At 63.5% G+C, this 16,101-nt stretch carries 21 protein-coding genes; 2 read left to right on the plus strand and 19 right to left on the minus strand.

Translation table 11 applies throughout. The features are described from left to right. Nucleotides 1-230 precede the first annotated feature (230 nt). Nucleotides 231-521, plus strand: coding sequence for a hypothetical protein (locus tag FB600_RS36405; protein ID WP_145758252.1), 291 nt, complete (start codon nt 231-233; stop codon nt 519-521). An 868-nt stretch (nt 522-1,389) separates the two neighbouring features. Here the strand turns inward: FB600_RS36405 and FB600_RS36410 are convergent. From FB600_RS36410 to FB600_RS36505, 19 genes are all read right to left on the minus strand, one after another. Then, the gene (locus FB600_RS36410) at nt 1,390-1,713 is read right to left on the minus strand and encodes a hypothetical protein (protein ID WP_145758253.1); all 324 of its coding nucleotides are present in this window, start codon (nt 1,711-1,713) and stop codon (nt 1,390-1,392) included. Nucleotides 1,714-1,743: 30 nt separating this feature from the next. Further along, complete coding sequence (locus FB600_RS36415) at nt 1,744-1,953, minus strand: hypothetical protein (protein WP_145758254.1); 210 nt, start codon at nt 1,951-1,953, stop codon at nt 1,744-1,746. A 7-nt stretch (nt 1,954-1,960) separates the two neighbouring features. Next, on the minus strand, nt 1,961-2,188 hold the full coding sequence (locus FB600_RS36420) for a hypothetical protein (protein ID WP_124076995.1): 228 nt from the start codon (nt 2,186-2,188) through the stop codon (nt 1,961-1,963). Nucleotides 2,189-2,252: 64 nt separating this feature from the next. Then, nucleotides 2,253-2,939, minus strand: a complete 687-nt coding sequence (locus tag FB600_RS36425; protein ID WP_145758255.1) for a hypothetical protein — start codon at nt 2,937-2,939, stop codon at nt 2,253-2,255. A 127-nt stretch (nt 2,940-3,066) separates the two neighbouring features. Next, the gene (locus FB600_RS36430) at nt 3,067-3,948 is read right to left on the minus strand and encodes a hypothetical protein (protein WP_145758256.1); all 882 of its coding nucleotides are present in this window, start codon (nt 3,946-3,948) and stop codon (nt 3,067-3,069) included. 38 nt (nt 3,949-3,986) lie between these two features. Continuing rightward, nucleotides 3,987-4,178, minus strand: coding sequence for a hypothetical protein (locus FB600_RS36435; protein WP_145758257.1), 192 nt, complete (start codon nt 4,176-4,178; stop codon nt 3,987-3,989). A 37-nt stretch (nt 4,179-4,215) separates the two neighbouring features. Then, nucleotides 4,216-4,686 (minus strand): GIY-YIG nuclease family protein, encoded by a 471-nt coding sequence (locus FB600_RS36440; protein ID WP_145758258.1) that lies wholly within the window; start codon nt 4,684-4,686, stop codon nt 4,216-4,218. A gap of 39 nt (nt 4,687-4,725) precedes the next feature. Continuing rightward, the gene (locus FB600_RS36445; RefSeq protein WP_145758259.1) at nt 4,726-4,983 is read right to left on the minus strand and encodes a hypothetical protein; all 258 of its coding nucleotides are present in this window, start codon (nt 4,981-4,983) and stop codon (nt 4,726-4,728) included. A gap of 63 nt (nt 4,984-5,046) precedes the next feature. Beyond that, complete coding sequence (locus FB600_RS36450; RefSeq protein WP_145768433.1) at nt 5,047-5,496, minus strand: hypothetical protein; 450 nt, start codon at nt 5,494-5,496, stop codon at nt 5,047-5,049. Between the two features lie 77 nt (nt 5,497-5,573). Beyond that, the gene (locus FB600_RS36455; protein WP_145758261.1) at nt 5,574-5,969 is read right to left on the minus strand and encodes a type II toxin-antitoxin system VapC family toxin; all 396 of its coding nucleotides are present in this window, start codon (nt 5,967-5,969) and stop codon (nt 5,574-5,576) included. Beyond that, nucleotides 5,966-6,202 (minus strand): type II toxin-antitoxin system Phd/YefM family antitoxin, encoded by a 237-nt coding sequence (locus FB600_RS36460; RefSeq protein WP_145758262.1) that lies wholly within the window; start codon nt 6,200-6,202, stop codon nt 5,966-5,968. The genes FB600_RS36455 and FB600_RS36460 overlap by 4 nt, the downstream gene beginning before the upstream one ends. Before the next feature lie 104 nt (nt 6,203-6,306). Then, nucleotides 6,307-6,978: a tyrosine-type recombinase/integrase gene (locus tag FB600_RS36465; RefSeq protein WP_145758268.1), complete on the minus strand. Its 672-nt coding sequence runs from the start codon at nt 6,976-6,978 to the stop codon at nt 6,307-6,309. Nucleotides 6,979-7,139: 161 nt separating this feature from the next. After that, entirely contained in the window at nt 7,140-9,467 is a 2,328-nt protein-coding gene (locus FB600_RS36470; RefSeq protein ID WP_145758269.1) for a phage integrase family protein, read from the minus strand. A 104-nt stretch (nt 9,468-9,571) separates the two neighbouring features. Then, a complete protein-coding gene (locus tag FB600_RS36475; protein WP_145758263.1) occupies nt 9,572-10,756 on the minus strand; it encodes a hypothetical protein in 1,185 nt (394 codons plus the stop codon). A 101-nt stretch (nt 10,757-10,857) separates the two neighbouring features. Further along, nucleotides 10,858-11,445 (minus strand): hypothetical protein, encoded by a 588-nt coding sequence (locus tag FB600_RS36480; RefSeq protein WP_145758264.1) that lies wholly within the window; start codon nt 11,443-11,445, stop codon nt 10,858-10,860. A 93-nt stretch (nt 11,446-11,538) separates the two neighbouring features. Beyond that, entirely contained in the window at nt 11,539-11,868 is a 330-nt protein-coding gene (locus FB600_RS36485; RefSeq protein WP_145758265.1) for a hypothetical protein, read from the minus strand. 8 nt (nt 11,869-11,876) lie between these two features. Next, nucleotides 11,877-12,134, minus strand: coding sequence for a hypothetical protein (locus tag FB600_RS36490; protein ID WP_145758266.1), 258 nt, complete (start codon nt 12,132-12,134; stop codon nt 11,877-11,879). A 1,201-nt stretch (nt 12,135-13,335) separates the two neighbouring features. Continuing rightward, entirely contained in the window at nt 13,336-13,737 is a 402-nt protein-coding gene (locus FB600_RS37560) for a hypothetical protein (protein WP_186831699.1), read from the minus strand. Nucleotides 13,738-13,765: 28 nt separating this feature from the next. Further along, entirely contained in the window at nt 13,766-14,062 is a 297-nt protein-coding gene (locus tag FB600_RS36505) for an integrase (RefSeq protein ID WP_244120024.1), read from the minus strand. Between the two features lie 227 nt (nt 14,063-14,289). On the opposite strand from FB600_RS36505, the gene FB600_RS36510 reads away from it, so the two are divergent. Next, complete coding sequence (locus FB600_RS36510) at nt 14,290-15,879, plus strand: methyl-accepting chemotaxis protein (RefSeq protein WP_145758267.1); 1,590 nt, start codon at nt 14,290-14,292, stop codon at nt 15,877-15,879. The last annotated feature ends 222 nt before the right edge of the window (nt 15,880-16,101 follow it).

The following is a 16,101-nucleotide window of genomic DNA, read 5'->3' on the forward strand; positions in this document are numbered from 1 at the left end:
TTCACTCATACACTCTGATGCCAGCTGTCCACGTGGACACGTAGCATCAGAGTGCAGCGATTTCTACACAAGGGCGTCGTTATTCGATCGCTTACGTTTATGGTGTCTGGCAGGCCGAAGGCGGTGTCCACCACCTGGTGGCAAAAGAACTGCGAGACCGAACTGCACTGCTCGGCGGATTGCCCGTCGAGTCTCATGATTTCCACTAGGGGCAAGGAGGAGGAAGGCTGATGGACAGGGAACAGCGGGACGAGGCGTCGCGACGATGGATACGGGCGGCTGCGCAGACCGAAGAGGCGCAAGCGCTCGTCGCTCTAGGCTGGCAAGTGGTAAGCCCCTACGGCTATTCGCACCCATCCGGCTGGACGATCGAGCGATGTAGCATCAACGGCGAATGGAGAACCCTACTGTGGAACGGGCCACACATTTATGACCGTTTTGAGACCCCGCTGGCGGCCGCGGAGCATCATGCGGCGTCCGTTAAAAATCCTTCATCGGCAATTCGAGACGAACCGAAGTAAAACCGTCGCGCCCGTCCCACGGCGGCAGGTATGGTCCGGGGACGATGTCCGCCGTAGAACAGCACCTACGCGCGCGACAAACTCACGTTGACGTGTCGCTGCTCGCGGCCTTCACCGTGATCGAAACGCGGCTATGTGTTAACCGCTACAACGAAGTCCAGCACCGCAAATAGCGCACCAAACGCGATCCATGAACCGCAAATCAATTTGGCCCGCTTGGGCGCACCGCGAGCACCGAAAGCTGCGTGCGTAAGCGAGAGAGCGCCGGCACCCGCAAGGCCAAGGCGGACCGAATGTGACGCGACAACAGCACCGCCCGTCAAACTGTCCACCATTGGGCACACCAGCACTGCCAGGAGCCCAATCATCAACGAAGGAAGCCAATCCTGCCGTGCGCTCTGGCGCGAATCCGAATTTTCGTTCATTTCTGTCGTTCTAATTTACCCACCTGCCCCGCCGCGAGCCACACCGCGATAACGGCCCCGCCCAAGCTTCCGCACAGCGTTAGGATGCCCCCCCACGCGTCGAAACTTTGAGGCGCTGCATCCCGCCATCCCCATGAGGCCACGAGGCACGTCAGGGCGATAGTGATCCAAACTTTCATTGTGCCGCTCCTGTAATTTCCCGTCCCGTTAGCGGAACGCAACCGTTGTCGCTACAGCAACGCCATCTGTTCGCCGCCTTGCTCTCCACCAGCGGTCCTTGGATGCTCGCCTCCCCCATCTTGGGGCAACCCCACGCGTGCGCTTCGCCGGAGGCTTTCGGGACTGTCCGCCTGGCGATATTGGCTGCCCCAGGCGGGACTCAGGACCACAGTGGCAAAGAGCGCGTTAGGCCCGATCTGGATGCAAGCGACCATGCTTTCCGCTCAGTGTCGCAGGGCGATTTTCACGTTGCAGTTTTCGAGAACCGCGCGCGCATCGACGCCGGCATAAGCAGCGCGAAGCTGCGTTATGTCCGCTCCGGCCAAGACTACGGTCACACTCTGAGCGAACGATTCCTCGAACCGCTTCCGCGCATGCGCTTCGCAGCTCTCGGCGGCCCCGTCACCGGCCTGCGCAGCGACAGCAGCCGTCGCCTTCGCAGCCAGGCCAAAGGCGGCCACCGCTTCGTCCCACGCCAAGCCGGAATTCATCGCTTGCTGCACTAGCCGGTCAACGAACAGACCGATCTTTGCTTTCACTTCGCTCATACCCGTGTTCCTTTCAGTTTTTCGAGGCTGTTAGCGCGGACGTGCGCCCTGCTTGTCGATCACCCAACCGCGCTTGTCTTCCCGCGAACGCTGCAGCTCACGCATCCCCGGGAACTGCGCACGCATCATCGCACGAGCCTCACGGTCGATTCGCCACTTACGAAGCATGGGACGTGCAAACGGCCATGCGGTCAGCGCGGCAATCGCGCCCATGATGGCGACGAAAATAGTCAGTTCCATAGTTTTCCTAGGTAAATCGACTCGTTTTCTGGCCCCATCGGATATCCATCAACAAAGCCTCGGCTTCATCGAGCAGAGCGCCATCGACAGAAGGACTGGACTCAATCTCTTTGATCGCTGAGCAAACCGCATCGTGAGTGCGCTTGGCAACCTCATGCGCGGCTCTCTTCTTTCCTTTGTCGATTGCCTCGTTGTACTCTTTTGCCACTGCGTTAAGGCGTTCGCGCAATTCCATGTCATTTCCTATGTCTTGAAGCGCAGCGCTCGGCCCGCCTCGCGAATCCCTTTCCGGTAGGTTCTTACCAGCCGCCCACCAATTCGTGGCGGAGTCCAACGTGGAAACATGTTAGCCATTCACATGCCGTCTTCAGCGTTGCGAGTTCCGCTTGCAAGAGGTTATGGTCGTAACGAAAGGCTTCTACTACTTCGTCGTTGTCGTCAACGATGAAGAAAGCCTTCAAAAATCCACGCTGATCAGTTTGCCAGCTTCGGACCTCTTCCAGCGACACCGGCTTGTTATTCGACTTCGTTGAGTTGTTCTCCGTCGGATATCGAAAGAACACCCCTCGTTGGTCCATGGCATCAATCTCGGCTATAGCCTTGTCCAACTCTGGAGGCGGCGGCAGCCATGTGGTTTTTGCGCGCGCTTCAAGCTCTACGCGCTTCGAACTGAGTAAGTCAATGAAAGCGCGGTACAGAACACCGAGGTTATGGATGCTAGTCAACGGTTTGGCTTTCCCATCTACTTGCACTGTGGGCAGCGACTTATCTGCTACGACAAGCGACCGATGGGAGACGATAAGCACCGATTTGATGTACAGCTCTGCCGCGTGACGAAGTAAGAAACAGGTCGGAAGCTCGCGTTGAGCAATCGAGTCACGTTCTGCCCCCATGAGCGCCTCCGCACTAGCCTGGAAGGCGTGAGCCATTGCGCCAAAGCCATCGTCCGAGTGTTTGTCGTACGGAGTCAACATCCAGTGCATCATTCGCCTCGCTCTTCGTTTTCCTTGTTCATCTATGACAACCACATTCGCCCGCCGTCACGGGCATCGCGCGCGATCATCGTTTAGGCGCCGCCCTGCTCGTCGGCCGCGATGCGTCGCGATTATTTCGTTACCGAACCCAACGCATTTCACGATAGATGCTCCCAAGCAGTGCGATGGCCAGCTCGGCGTCCGCTTGGTGAGGTGCAGATGTACCTCTCTTGAGCCGTTCGACGGACTTCGCCCTAGAGTGCAGGAGAGCGATTGTCCGGGCAGAGTTGCTCAGGATAAACCTCTTCTGACCTTCGAAGTATTCGGCCAACTTCGCGAGATCCTTGCCATTCGAAACTTCAACAGTCTCAAGCGAAAGGCGTTCAGCATTTAGCGCGGCGGTCGCGGCTTCTCGACAGCGATCAATTACACTTTCGGCATCGTCGCGAAACGCAGAACTTGCCGCTTTTTCGTACTGCTCCTTGATCAAGGCTGCATGATTTTCGGGGAGCAGCGATTCGATCAGATTTGGCAAGCCACTCAGATTTGCGCGGGTTCTGAACGTTATAAGCTCTTCGCCGTTTGCCAGCCGCTCTACATCAAGAATCGTATGCACTGTCGTACGATCGCCCGATCCAAGCACCAAGACGGCATCGCTACGGTGCCGGAAGAACTCGTCCGAAGCACGCCATGATATGAATGTCGCCAGGTCTTTCGCCATCGAGCCTTGCACATCGGCTACGTGATGCACAACGCGCCACGAGGCTGGGCTTCGGTCGGCACGCAAATACAGTCGGCCGCGCCGCACGCGGGCCACTGGATCAAAAGAATCCTCCCGAAAAAGCATGGCCGCTCCGAGGAGACTTTCAGTCATCGGTCCTTGCTGCAGCCCCTGTAAATGCCCAACATGACAGGCGATGGACATGAACGGCGACGGCCATACAAGTCGTCCGTAGAGAGACAGCGAGCCCTCGTAAGCAAGTGATGTGTTTGGGTCAAAACCAATCGCAATTTGGCTCATAGGCGCACCACTTTCCTGTGTTCCGTTTTCCTGCTTCCCTACTTTGCCTGATCATCAGGGATGAATCCATTGCCATCCAACAGCGAGGCATCGATATCTTCTGCCGACTCTTCGATGATCTCGCCGGAAATCCGCCCAATCGCCTCTCGAGTTCCGCGCATCGGCCGGACCTCGTTGGAGTCGGTGGAGACATCCCACCACCTGTAGCGGTAAACGGTTGTACGTGTCATATGGGTTTTCCAGCGCCGGCCGTGCCGGCGAATTTTCCTACGCGGCGTCAGCCGAATCTTGTTCTAGATATTCAGCCTGTTTTCGGTACGAATCATCAAGATCGACGCTTGGCGAATTTGTTAGCTTGATGTATCGACCCTGGGTGTTCAGCTGCTGGGCATTCGGATCGAACCGATATATGTGGCGAAGAATGCCCTCAAGCTCGCGAATTTCGTCCTCTCTCACGTTCGGCCAGACGACAAAAATCGAGCAAGTGTCCCAGAGATCGCGCTTGTGCTTACGGTGTGCCCGCAGACGCCCCTTGATGCCGCTGGCAGACATACCGACGTATACGACATGACGATACGGAGTCTTGGGCTTCATTGATTCGATGGTACGGTACAGAACGTAGATGCCGCGCAAGCCCTTCGGAATCGAATCGATGTCATCGATCGATATCAGCTCCTTCTTTCTCTCGATAAGTCGTAGTGGCTCGAAACGGCTCGGATGTTTCGTCGATTTGGTCAAGATCGTTTTCCATTGCCGGCCGCGCCGGCGAACTATCCTCTACGTCGTGGCCGCGTCGCGGACTCGTTTTTCCAAAAGACATTGCGACACCGACACGCCGAGACTGGTCAGGCTAATCTCGAAGTGCTCGCCGCGCACAGGAGCGCCCTTGATGTCCAAAGGCCCCTTCTCCGCGCACGCTTTCGCCACCCTCAACTCTCCCGGCGTGCAGCCCCATTGTGTTTCGGGCTTCAGGTCAGGCAGCGAATCAAACGTCTCCATCAGGGCCGTCTGTGCGGGCGTGAGCTTGAGCGTCATCGCGCGAATTTCCGTTCTAGTAATCGGCGGCCATCACCACGCCGAGCACTACCGCGCAAGCGACTAGCGTGCGTCATCCTTGCCACGCGCTGCCTGCGCGGCTCGTAATACGAGCTCGACAACGTCTTCAGACCAGCGCGAGCGCGTCAGGTACGCAACATCGAATCGTTCCGGATAAGCGAGGACGAGAACGAGTTCTCCCATGAAAGGATAGGACGCCCTTGTCTCCCCCTTCTTCGCACTCTTGACGCGGCGCTCGATGTGTTCAAAGTAGGTAGGCACTACAGTCGCGTACTGGTCGAGAACCTCATCGAACTGCGTGAAAGTTGTCAGGCCCACGTGCGCCATGGCAGCCAGGAACTCCTCTGCCCGCTCGTCTGCCCGACCGCGAAGATCAAAGTCGGCACGTTTCGCAGCCGCTTGCAATACCCCACCACCTTTGGAGGTTCGAAAATGCTCGACCACAGCTGCCGGCGTCATGGGTTGTTCAACGTTGTGAATTTGCTGCATCATTATTTTCCAGTGCCGCGCGTGGCGGCGAAATTTCCTGTCTGTTTATCGACGTACGTGCGCCGACCTTGAATCTGGTGTTACCAAATGGTTTTAACGTGCGCATAGGCGCGGATTTTTTCGTCCTTGGTCACAAGCGGTACGGCGAACTTGCGGGCGGTCGCGACAATCATCCGGTCAGCCGGGTCCTTGTGAAATTCGCCCGGTAGCTCGACGGACTTGACTGCAATTTCAGGATCGACGGGGACAAGGCGCACAACCTCGATGGCCTGTACCGCGGCGAGCCAACTACCCACGTCCATCGAAAGAACAAGTTTCTCGCGCTCGACAAGCATCGCAATTTCCCATGCCGAGATTGCCGAAACGAGAATTTCCCCGCCGTTGAGTTCTCGCTTAATCGCCGCTTTAGCTTTCGTGCTCAATGCCGGATCATCCGTCACCCACCATACCAACGCGTGCGTATCCAGGACGATCACTGAGCCGCCTCCCATTCATCCTCTGCAACCGGCTCGGTCGGGTTCTCGTACCGCACAACCGACCCCCGCAGCACGTCTAGCGGATTGCGCTCCATGCTCCGGTAGGTCCGCACTTCGAGCGCGGGCTTGCCGTGGTCAGTGACGACGACACTTTCGCCCGATGCCTCAATCTGACGGAAGAATTCAAGCGCCTTCGCCTTGAATTCGGACTTCGATACCTGATTGCGTTCCATTTTTTGCCTATGGTCATTTCCCATAGGCATTATCGTAGCAAAAAATGACCACGTATAGAAGTCATTTTGGGGCGCGAGCTACCGGCGCGCCTCACACGCGGGCCTCATAGCACGTCGCAAAACATCTGTCGTAGCTTCTTAGCGGACACGTCCAGATACGGCAAAACGTGGTCAAGTTCCGCATGACCTAGAAGCTGCTGCACCGTCTCAATATCGTGCCCTTGCTCAACGAGGTTACTGGCAAACGAGCGTCGGCCCGAATGGGACGATCCACCGCGTATCCCAGCGTCCCTGTAGAGCTTTGTGACGTGGGACTGCAGGCTGTCGCACGCAGAGTAATCAACCTGCTCCCCGGCCTCATTGATGCGCCGCTTGGTGTTCATCGCAAACTTGCGGCCCTTGCCCGCAAGCACCAGGCACGTTGACGGCGCGAGTCCGCGATAGCGCTCTGCGGTTAGCTCGGTCCCCATGCCGCGCGCAATGCGATGGCTCAGATAGCACTCCAGAGCCGAAACCGTTTTCGGATGCGTGAGATAAACGCATCGCTGCCGACAGCCCTTCGTAATTGCGGCCCCGAGACTGACCTCTGAACGGATAGCGCCCGAAGGGAACAGCACGTCTTGAACCTCGATTTGAGCGATTTCGCTGACGCGCATTCCGCACGTAATGCCTAGCAGGAGAACAAGACAATCGCGCTCAGGATGGTGCGATGTTGCCGCCGTGACGGCGAGTAGATGCCGGATTTGGGCCGGTCGGAGTGTTGCAGCTCGGGCCATGCGTCCCTCTGAATGGAATCGGTTGATGACGTATTCAGAGAGAGATTTGACGAGCGTCTTTTTCAAGCCTATCACGGCTTGGCGCCTCGATTCCTCGGAAAGACCTGCCATCGCGCAGCCCCGGCCGGATGATTCCTCGGCAAGCCGGCTGTCCCGAGCGCTCACCACCGCCAGCGCTCGCCGTCGACCTCCGCCCAGGCCTCGCTGTCCGAGGTGCAGCGATGCTGCTCGGCGATCAGCGCGATCGCCACCATCAAGTCGTCCACCTGGCGATCGAACTCGTCTTCGGACTCGAACGGCACCTGCAGGACCGTGACGTCGCCCTGCCGTGCCGAAGGCGAGAAGCCGGCCAACACTTCGCGCGCAATGCGCTCGAGCGCGCGGGCCCGGCCGCGGCCGCCGTCCCGTTTCGGCGCCACGCGCAACGTCACGTGTACCGCGACGCACCGCGCGCGGACGGCCGGACCCGCACCGTGATCGGCGTCTACGGCATCCGCTTCCTCCGTCGCGACGGCCGCGGCTGGACCGGGCCCACCGGCGCCCTCGAGCGCGGCATTGAAGAACGACTCGACCGTCTGGTACTGCCTGACCGCGTCGCCCTTGGTGTAGTGCGTGGTGGTGGCCAGGCTCGCATGGCCGAGGAGCGCTTGCATGTCGCGGATATCGGCGCCGGCATCCAGCCCGTGGTTGGCGAACGTGTGGCGCAGCCAATGCGTGCTGGCGCGGCGCAGATCCTCGGCGGCCCCCGGATAGCTGCGTGCCAGCTGCTCGGCCGCGCGCGCGAAGATCTGCTTGAACAGCGAGCCGATCGTGTTCGGATGCAGCGCCGCGCCTGTGACCACGTGCGCGACGAGCGGCGTGTCGGCCGGCGCCGTCTCGAGCGCGAGCGGCTCGGCGCGCGCGCGTAGCTCCGCGCGCAGCAGATCCAGCAGCTTGGCCGGCATGGGCACCTCGCGCCGGCGCCGGCCCTTGCCGTCCACGCGCAGCACGTAGGCGTCCTCGAGCGCGCCGTCCAGTGCCTTGCGGCTCAGCTGGCCGGTGGTCGCCGCGGCGAGCTCGGCGCGCCGCAGGCCGGTCGCGTAGGCCAGCAGCAGCACGAAGGCGTCGCGCTGCATCCGAACACGATCGGCGCGCGCGGCGGCCGAGCGGTCCGGCGCGGCGCCCAGCGCCCGATCCGGTTGCCAGACGGTCTGCAGCACGTAGCGCCATTGGGCGTGCGTGAGCGTGCGGCCCGCCGTGTCGATCGGCACCGGCGCCGCGGCGGCCAGCCCGTCGAACGGATTCACGCGCAGGTATTGCTGGCGCACGAGCCAGGCGCCCATGGCGGTCAGGATGCGCCGCGCCGTGTCGCGGCTGCGCGCGGATAGCGGCCCGGCGAACGGGCGCCAGGCCGGGTCGAAGCGCTCCACCCTGCCCCGCCCGATCCAGCGCTCGGCCGGCTGCGGGTCGGCCAGGAACCGCTCCAGGTAGTCCGCCGCATCCATCGTGTTCAACGACGACAGCGGCTTGCCCTTGGCGACGATCGCCCACAGCAGCAGCCGCTCGGCCTCGCGCCGGTACGCGCGGCGGGTCGCCTCGCTGCGCGCGCCGCGGACCTCGATCCAGGCACGCACCGCCTGCAGGTCGGTGTTGAGTTCGGCCTGGTGCGCCGGCACAGGCGCCCGGTTCAGCCCGGCGGAGCCATCGAGCTCGGCCGGCACGCGCAGCGCCTCGAGCGGCGCCACGTCGGCCGGCGCGCGCGCGACGGGCCGCAGGGCCGGGTGCCCGGCCGGCAGCTGCCGGCGCGGCGTCATGGCCAGGGGCGAGAGGTACCCCAACGACTCGGCGTGCTGGTCGACGAACGCGACGATCCGCTCGGCGCCGAGGGCGCCCAACCGCGGCACCTCCGTGTACCACCGCTGGCGCCGGCGGCGGATCAGCGCCAGCAGCTGCGCGAAGGTCGCGACACCGGCGTCGGCGAGGCGCGTGACCAGGTACGGCGCCAACCAGCCGTCGAGCTCGTGGTCCGGGCGCGGCGCCTCCACCAGGGCGGCCTTCATGCGCGCCAGCGCGGCGTCCTGGCGCTCGCGCAGCCGGCGATTGCGCGCGACCTTGCGATCGATCGTGGGCGAGCGTGCCGGCGGATACGTCTCGAGGTAGAGCGTGAGCAGGTCGCGCTCGCTGTAGACGTGGTCGGGGTCGATCGCGTCCCGGAAAGCGTCGAGCGTGGGCGGCACCGCCGCCTCGCCCCCTGCACCACCGGCACCCTCGGCGCCGCCGGCGTGCGCCTCGGCCGGCAGGCTGCCGGGCTTCAGTCGCAGCAGGTGGACGGCATCCCGATCGCCCGCCCGCCGCGCGGCGATGGTGAGCGTGTCGCGCAAGGTGGCCAGCGTGCGGCGCGTGACGCGCACGTCGGTGCCAGGCGCGCCGTAGTGGGTGTGCAGCGTGCGCTCCTCGAGGCCTTCCAGGTAGGCCCGATAGAGCGCGAAGTGGGCCGGGGTGAGGCGCAGCGTGGCCCGCTGGCCGGCTGGCTTGGCGCGCGTCGCGCGGACCTGGCGCGCCTCGCCGGCACCGCTGGTGCCGCCGATATCGCCGGTACCGTCGATGGCGAGGGTCACGCGCCCCCTCCGAGGTCGACGTGACGACCTTCGCGCAGCTGCTGGGGCGGATCCGCCGCCGGCGCCGGCGCGTCGATGCCGGCGCGCCGCGCGACGGCTTGGGCGATGGCATGCGCCCGGACCATGGCGTCCATGTCGGGGTGCTCCTCCTCGTCATCCTCGGGACCACTGCCCGGCGGGACGGGACCGATATCGCGGCCACGGCGCACCGCGTCGATCAGCTGCGCGAAATCGCGCTCGCTCGAGAGGAAGGCGCAGTGGTCGACCCCGTAGGCGTTCGTCACCGACCAGCCGCCGGCGTCGGGCTCGTGCCAAAGGGTGTAGCCCTCGAAGTCAAGCGAGGCGCCGTCGCCGCTCGCCTCGTTCACCGCGCGCTCGCGGAGCGCGGCCGCACTCGGCAGCCGTGCCTCGAGGTGGGCCTGAATGTCCCGTCGCGCCTGCTGCCGGGCGTCCCACTTCTGCCTGGCCGAGACGATCCAGTCGGCCAGCTCGGCGATATCGCGCGCCTCCGGCACGTCGTCAAAGAAGCGCAGGCGAAACGCCGGATAGCGTTCGGCCACCGCGCAGATGGCGTCCACGGCGTCGTGGATGGCCCACTCGTCCTGCGCATGACAGGCGCGATCGAGATCGTCGCGCACGATCAGGCAGGCCCGCACAAAGGTCGGGCCGCCGGCCTGGGCGCCGAGCGCGAGGCGGGCCTCCTCGCCTTCCGCGTAGCCCGCCTGATAGGCGGCCCGCAGCGCCGGGAACGCGCTCACGTGGCCGCTGGCCGCCGCCAGGTCCTCGCCGGCGAGCGCGTCGTGCCGGCCGGCCTGGCGCGCGTGGGCCCGAGCCGCGATCGGCACCATCACGGGCGCGAGCGGCGGCGACGCCCAGCCGCCGCGCTCGGCGGTGTGATAGACGTCGGCGGCCAGCGCGTGGTTGACCTGCAGGCGATCACGGATCACGCGCCGCGCGATGGCCGGCGCCCGGGCTTGCGCCTCGGCCTGGCTTGGCACCGGCGGGCTCGTGCGCCCGAGGTAGTGGACCGTGAAACCGCCCGCGGCGTCACACTCGACCCAAACGGAAAATCCCTCCACCACCGCGAGCGCGCCGGATGGGCCATTCGGTTGCCAGCGTGGCGCGGGCGCGGGCGCGGCGCCGTCGATCGGCGTGGCGGGGTACAGATGAAAGTCGGACATCGGGGCTCCAGCGTCAGTGTCTCGAGGTGGGGCGTTGGCTGGCTGGCGCGTCGGCCGGGCGCGGCGCACGCGTGGACGCGCCGTACCTCGACACGCCAGGCTCAATCCCGCTTGGGCCGATAGGTTTCGCGCAACGCATCGGCGAACGCCTCCAAGGGCGACAGCGTCACGAAATCGGCATAGATCTGCGCGACGCGCAGCGGCTTTCGGCCGACGAGCAGCTGCCGCAGACGGTCGACGGCGACGCTGGTTTCCTCTGCGGACAACGACGCAGCCGTGCTGCTGAGCAGGCCGTGAAGAACCCGCCCAGCATCGCGCTCGTAGGCCGCGGCGAAGTCATAGGAATGTCCCGCCAGCTGAGCCACGCCGGCCTCGACCTTGGACATCACAGGCGCGGCGGGGGCGGTCTTCATGCCGAGCACCTGGTGCAGGGTCACGTTCAGGCTCTCGCGCAGCCAGGCCAACTGCGCGGGCGTGGCCGGCGCGCCGGGTTCGTGTCCGCGCGTGCCGTGCAGGCCGACCCACATCGCCTGCAGGTCCGCCTCGGCGATCGCATCCACCCTCATCTGCTGGCCGAGCAGCGTCAACAAGGTGGCCAGGCGATAGCGATCGTTCGGGTCGATCTCGATGCCGTCGATCGGCACGTGCAGGCCCAGCTCTTTCAGTAGGTCGTGGGGCGAGCGTTTCATGCAGCGAGCTCCGGTTGGGCCGCAAAGCGAGACGGGGTATCGCGGTGGCGTCGGCGCCTGGGCCCGGCGCCGCCGTCATCCGGCCAGCCGGGCCTACCGCGCGCGGCCATTGCGTTGCAGCCAGCGTTGGCGCCTATCGGCCGGCGAATCCAGGCGCAGGGTGAGCGTGCCGGGCCACGCGGCCAGCGCCGCGCGCAGATCCGCCTCGAGATCCGCCGTCGGGCCGCCGCGCGCCAGCTCCACCAGCTCGAAGTCACCGAGGCGCTGCAGGCCGATGCGCGTGAGGCGCCAGGTGTGGTCGTCGTAGACCTCGGCCAGGAAGCTGGTCAAGCCGATGCCCCAAATGGACACGCGCCAGGTCTGGACGACGGGACGCTGGACGTGGGCGCCGGCGGCAGCCGCCCGTGCGTTCGGTTGGGCCATAGGGATCGTCAATCGGCCGCCGCCGGGTAGACGAAGTCGGCCTCGGGCGTGAAGCCGTAGTGCGTCGGGTCGCCCGGAAACACCACGTAGCCCTCATAGCCCCCCTCTCTGAGGTGCGTCACCGCGGCTCGGGCGCTCTCGACGAGGTGATCGACGAGCATACCGGCGGCCGCGTTTGGGTCGTCGTTACTCCCACCGCGGGGGGTGACCAGCTGGGTCACGGCGTCGTTGGTGCCGACCTTGCGGCCGAAGATTTTGGGGTTCATGGCGTCGCTCCTGTCGGCCGGCGGCCGGGGTGGTGTTCGATACGGAAACCGTAGTGCCGCGCACGAATCGCGGTGCCGGCGATGTCGGGGTGGTGCGAAGGCCATAGCGCGGCGATCGGGGCCGCCTGCCCGCTCAGGCCCGTCTGGCGGGGTCCGGAGAGAGTATAGGGGAAAAGCGGCCGATCTGACCACGCGAAATCGCACAGGTGATAATAGTAGTTATCCTAAAATTTTCCATCGGTTATCTTCTAAATAATTATCCGATTTCTCCTCAAGTGATCCCGCTACTCACAAGCAGACATGTCGGTAGCTTTGCAGGCTATCGCCCCCCGATATTCGACCACCTCTCCGCCAAAGCCGACGCGCCACGTCACGCTCATCTCGAACAGAGTGCCTTTTCTTGCTGCATAGTGGTTCAAACCAATGCGCTTGAGATGCGCGCACTAAGCATCACCCAGCTTGCCTGGCTCCAGCATGTCGAGCATCGCGCGCCGTCATTGCAGCCGACTCTCGAGACCGGCAACCAAAAGCAAAATCCCCGCGGCAAAAAATCTCTGTGCGGTCCACCTCCGAAAGAGAGCCGTGGCCGAGCAACTGCCAGACGACGTCGAGCGTCATGCCGCTGGCCACCGTTTGCGTGCCGAACCCTTGCCTCCGACTATGCGAGCTTGTGCGCGCCAGCTGGCGACGCTCCAGCTCGCTCAGATCGCCCATTGTCAGTTGCAAGCGCTTGAGCACTCAAGCGGCCAGGGTCGCCACGCCACGCACCGAGTAGCCAGTCTCTTGGGCGTCCGCCTCCCCAAACTCAAACGTCGTTTGCGCCCGCAGCGTCCTCAGGATCACCAGCGCGGCAAGCGGGGCGCCGGCCGCATGTTCTCTGTCGAACTGGTGGCCGCAGTCCGCTGTAAAGCCGCTCGTCGATGTCGGACAGGTGGCCGATCGTCGGCGGGTACAGCGCGGACAGGCTCGGCTGCCGCTCGATGAGCCTCCCGATCAGAAATATGACCCGACCATTGGCGCGAGGGGTCGACGTCCGCCACACGCAGAAACGCATCGACATCGTGTGCCAGTGGCTCAGTAGACGAGCCAGCCGTCCGGTACCGCAGCACCCGTGGGCACCGGCAGGCACATCTGCGCGGCCGTGGAGATTAGTCGATGAGCATGGCGGTCATCTCAGGCGCTGTCCTCGATCGGCCGAATATCAGTCGGTGAATGACGCCGGTGGCGATGCCATGCGCCGCCAGAAACTGCTCGAGGCGCCGCACGATACTTTGCCCGAAGGACACCATCTCCAATCGCGTCCAGTCCAGCCAAGTTGCCGACCGCTCGCCGTCGTCGTTGATGCGCTCGCGTTGCTGACCGCCCTGCCGACATGATGGGTTGCCGGGTCCGGCCTGAACTCCAGATTCAGGTGATTGGCCTTGTTGGCAACATCCGCGCAGAGCAGAACGTCGGACTGCCACCGCAACGAATGGCGGTCGGCTTCAGCGACTTCCCCTTTGAGGTAGTCGGTGCGTGGTACGCGGTGGCGCAGGAATTGCACGTGATCGATCAACGGCTCGCGGACCAAGTGGCGAAGCTCGCGCTGCGCCTTGCGCAACATGGCTGCGGCGCCCGTCAGTTATGACGTCTCAGGCGTCTCGGGAAGGGGCTCTATGTGACCGACCGTCATCGGCAGCAGGCGCATCGCGTTCGCACACCAGCTCGCGCAGACGGGCGAGATTCTCGTGGAAGGTAGCACTGGCTTCCGGGTCGAATGCCTTGCTGACCTCCTCGCTCATCGCCTCAAACAAGGCGATTACGCCGCGGGCCATCGCCCGGGTCTCGGGATCCAACTCGAGGGGCGAGCGGCCGCCCGTCAGGTCGTCCACCAGCCCCTCGGTGTTGCGCAGGAGGGCTGCATAGCTGAGGCGTGGTTGATCAGTCACGGTCGGCTCCCGCAGTGCAAGGTGGAAGCAACACTATAGAGGATTCGGAGCAATAAAAAAGAGCTTCATCCGCGCTCGCTGAACGGCCCGTCGATCGATGGCGAAGCCTGCTGTTCGCGACAACCTGAAACCGACAAATTTTTCCCGCGACCTAGTGCTCGTACGACTTCAGCAACCGAAACAATTGCCGATATTACGTGCATAGATCACCACAATCAGGAAAAACTATGAGGCATTTGACCGTCGGCCAGAAGCTCGCGGGCGCGTTTGGAATCGTCATACTGATATCGCTGATCGGCAGCGCGATCTCCATCATCAACTTCCTGCGCCTGAATGATGCCAATGGATGGAACATCCACAGCTATCTCGTGCTTCGCGCTAACGACGATATGTTGACCAACATGGTCAACATGGAGACGGGCGTGCGCGGCTTCCTTGCTTCCGGGGACGACAAATTTCTCGATCCCTATCTGGCCGGCCAGCGCCAGTTCGCTAAATCGTACGAGGTCATACACGGCCTCACCTCCGACAACGCCGCCCAGCGGCAGCGCCTGGAAGAACTGCTGCAGTTGCGCAAGGAGGTCGGCGATATCGACGAAAAGCTGATCGCGCTCAGGCGCGACGTCAATGCGGGAACGCAGCCGTTGAGCGCGCTCACGGATGAATTCAAGCAGGCTAAGGACAAGCAGTTCATGGATCGCTACCGTGCGGTGGCTACCGATGTCGGCAGCGCCGAACAGACCCTGCTCGATCAGCGCTCCGGCCAGGTCGCCACGATGACCTCCTCAACCATGTTCACCTTGACGGCCGCCGGCCTGGTCACGATCACGCTCGCGATCGTGTTGGGCATCGTCATTACGCGCGGCATCCTCCGGTCGTTGGGCGGCGAGCCTGCCGCCGCCGCGAGCGTTGCCAGCCGCATCGCGCAGGGCGACCTCTCGGTGGCTGCGCCGGTTCGCGACAAGGATCGAAGCAGCCTGATGGCGTCACTGGAGGGCATGCGACAGCAGCTCGGGGGTATCATCGCGGGCATCCAAGCGTCCGCCGAATCGATCAAGTCGGCCGCGGGAGAAATCGCCCAAGGCAATCTGGACCTTTCCCAACGCACCGAGGAGCAAGCGGCATCGCTGGAGGAAACCGCCGCGAGCATGGAGCAGTTGACGTCGACCGTCCGGCAGAACACCGATAGCGCGAAGCAGGCCAACATGCTCGCCACGAATGCGTGCGAAGTAGCGGTACGCGGTGGTGCCGTCGTGGATCAGGTCGTCGAATCGATGAAGTCGATCTCGGAAAGCTCCGGCAAGGTGTCACAAATCATCACGGTGATCGAGGGCATTGCTTTCCAGACCAACATCCTGGCGCTCAACGCCGCGGTGGAAGCCGCGCGCGCGGGAGAACAGGGACGAGGATTTGCCGTGGTGGCGGGCGAAGTGCGCACATTGGCCCAGCGCAGCGCCAGCGCCAGCGCCGCCAAGGAAATCAAGGATCTCATCGAAAGCTCGGTCAATCGCGTGGCAACCGGCGGCGAGCAGGTCAATCGGGCGGGGGTCACCATGTCCGAGATCGTGAAGTCGGTGCGCCAGGTCACCGACATCATGGGCGAGATCGCCTCGGCGTCCGACGAGCAGGGTACGGGCATCGAACAGGTCAACACGGCGGTCAGCCAGATGGACGCGGTGACCCAGCAAAACGCAGCCCTGGTGGAACAGGCCTCGGCCGCGGCGCAGGCCATGGCCGAACAGGCCACCACGCTGCGTGACGCGGTGTCCTTCTTCCGGATCGGGGCAGCCGACGGCAGAGGCGGCGCCTGGCAATGAGCCGGCGCAGCTCGACGCGGCCGGCGACACCGGGTCTCGGATAACGTGTAGAAGTTCAGACTTGATCTGATAGCAAGGCCTTGCCAGGAGGTGGGGTTACCCGTTTTGATAGAGGTGCGAATCTTCGTCAAAACAGCGCGCAAGCGCCAAGGAGTAACCCCGTGAGTAGTCTCAACCAAAACGTCATCCGCCACAAGATCGGTCTGCTGAATCTGGCCGTCG

It is taken from the genome of Burkholderia sp. SJZ089, from assembly GCF_007828315.1.
Lineage (GTDB): Bacteria > Pseudomonadota > Gammaproteobacteria > Burkholderiales > Burkholderiaceae > Burkholderia > Burkholderia gladioli.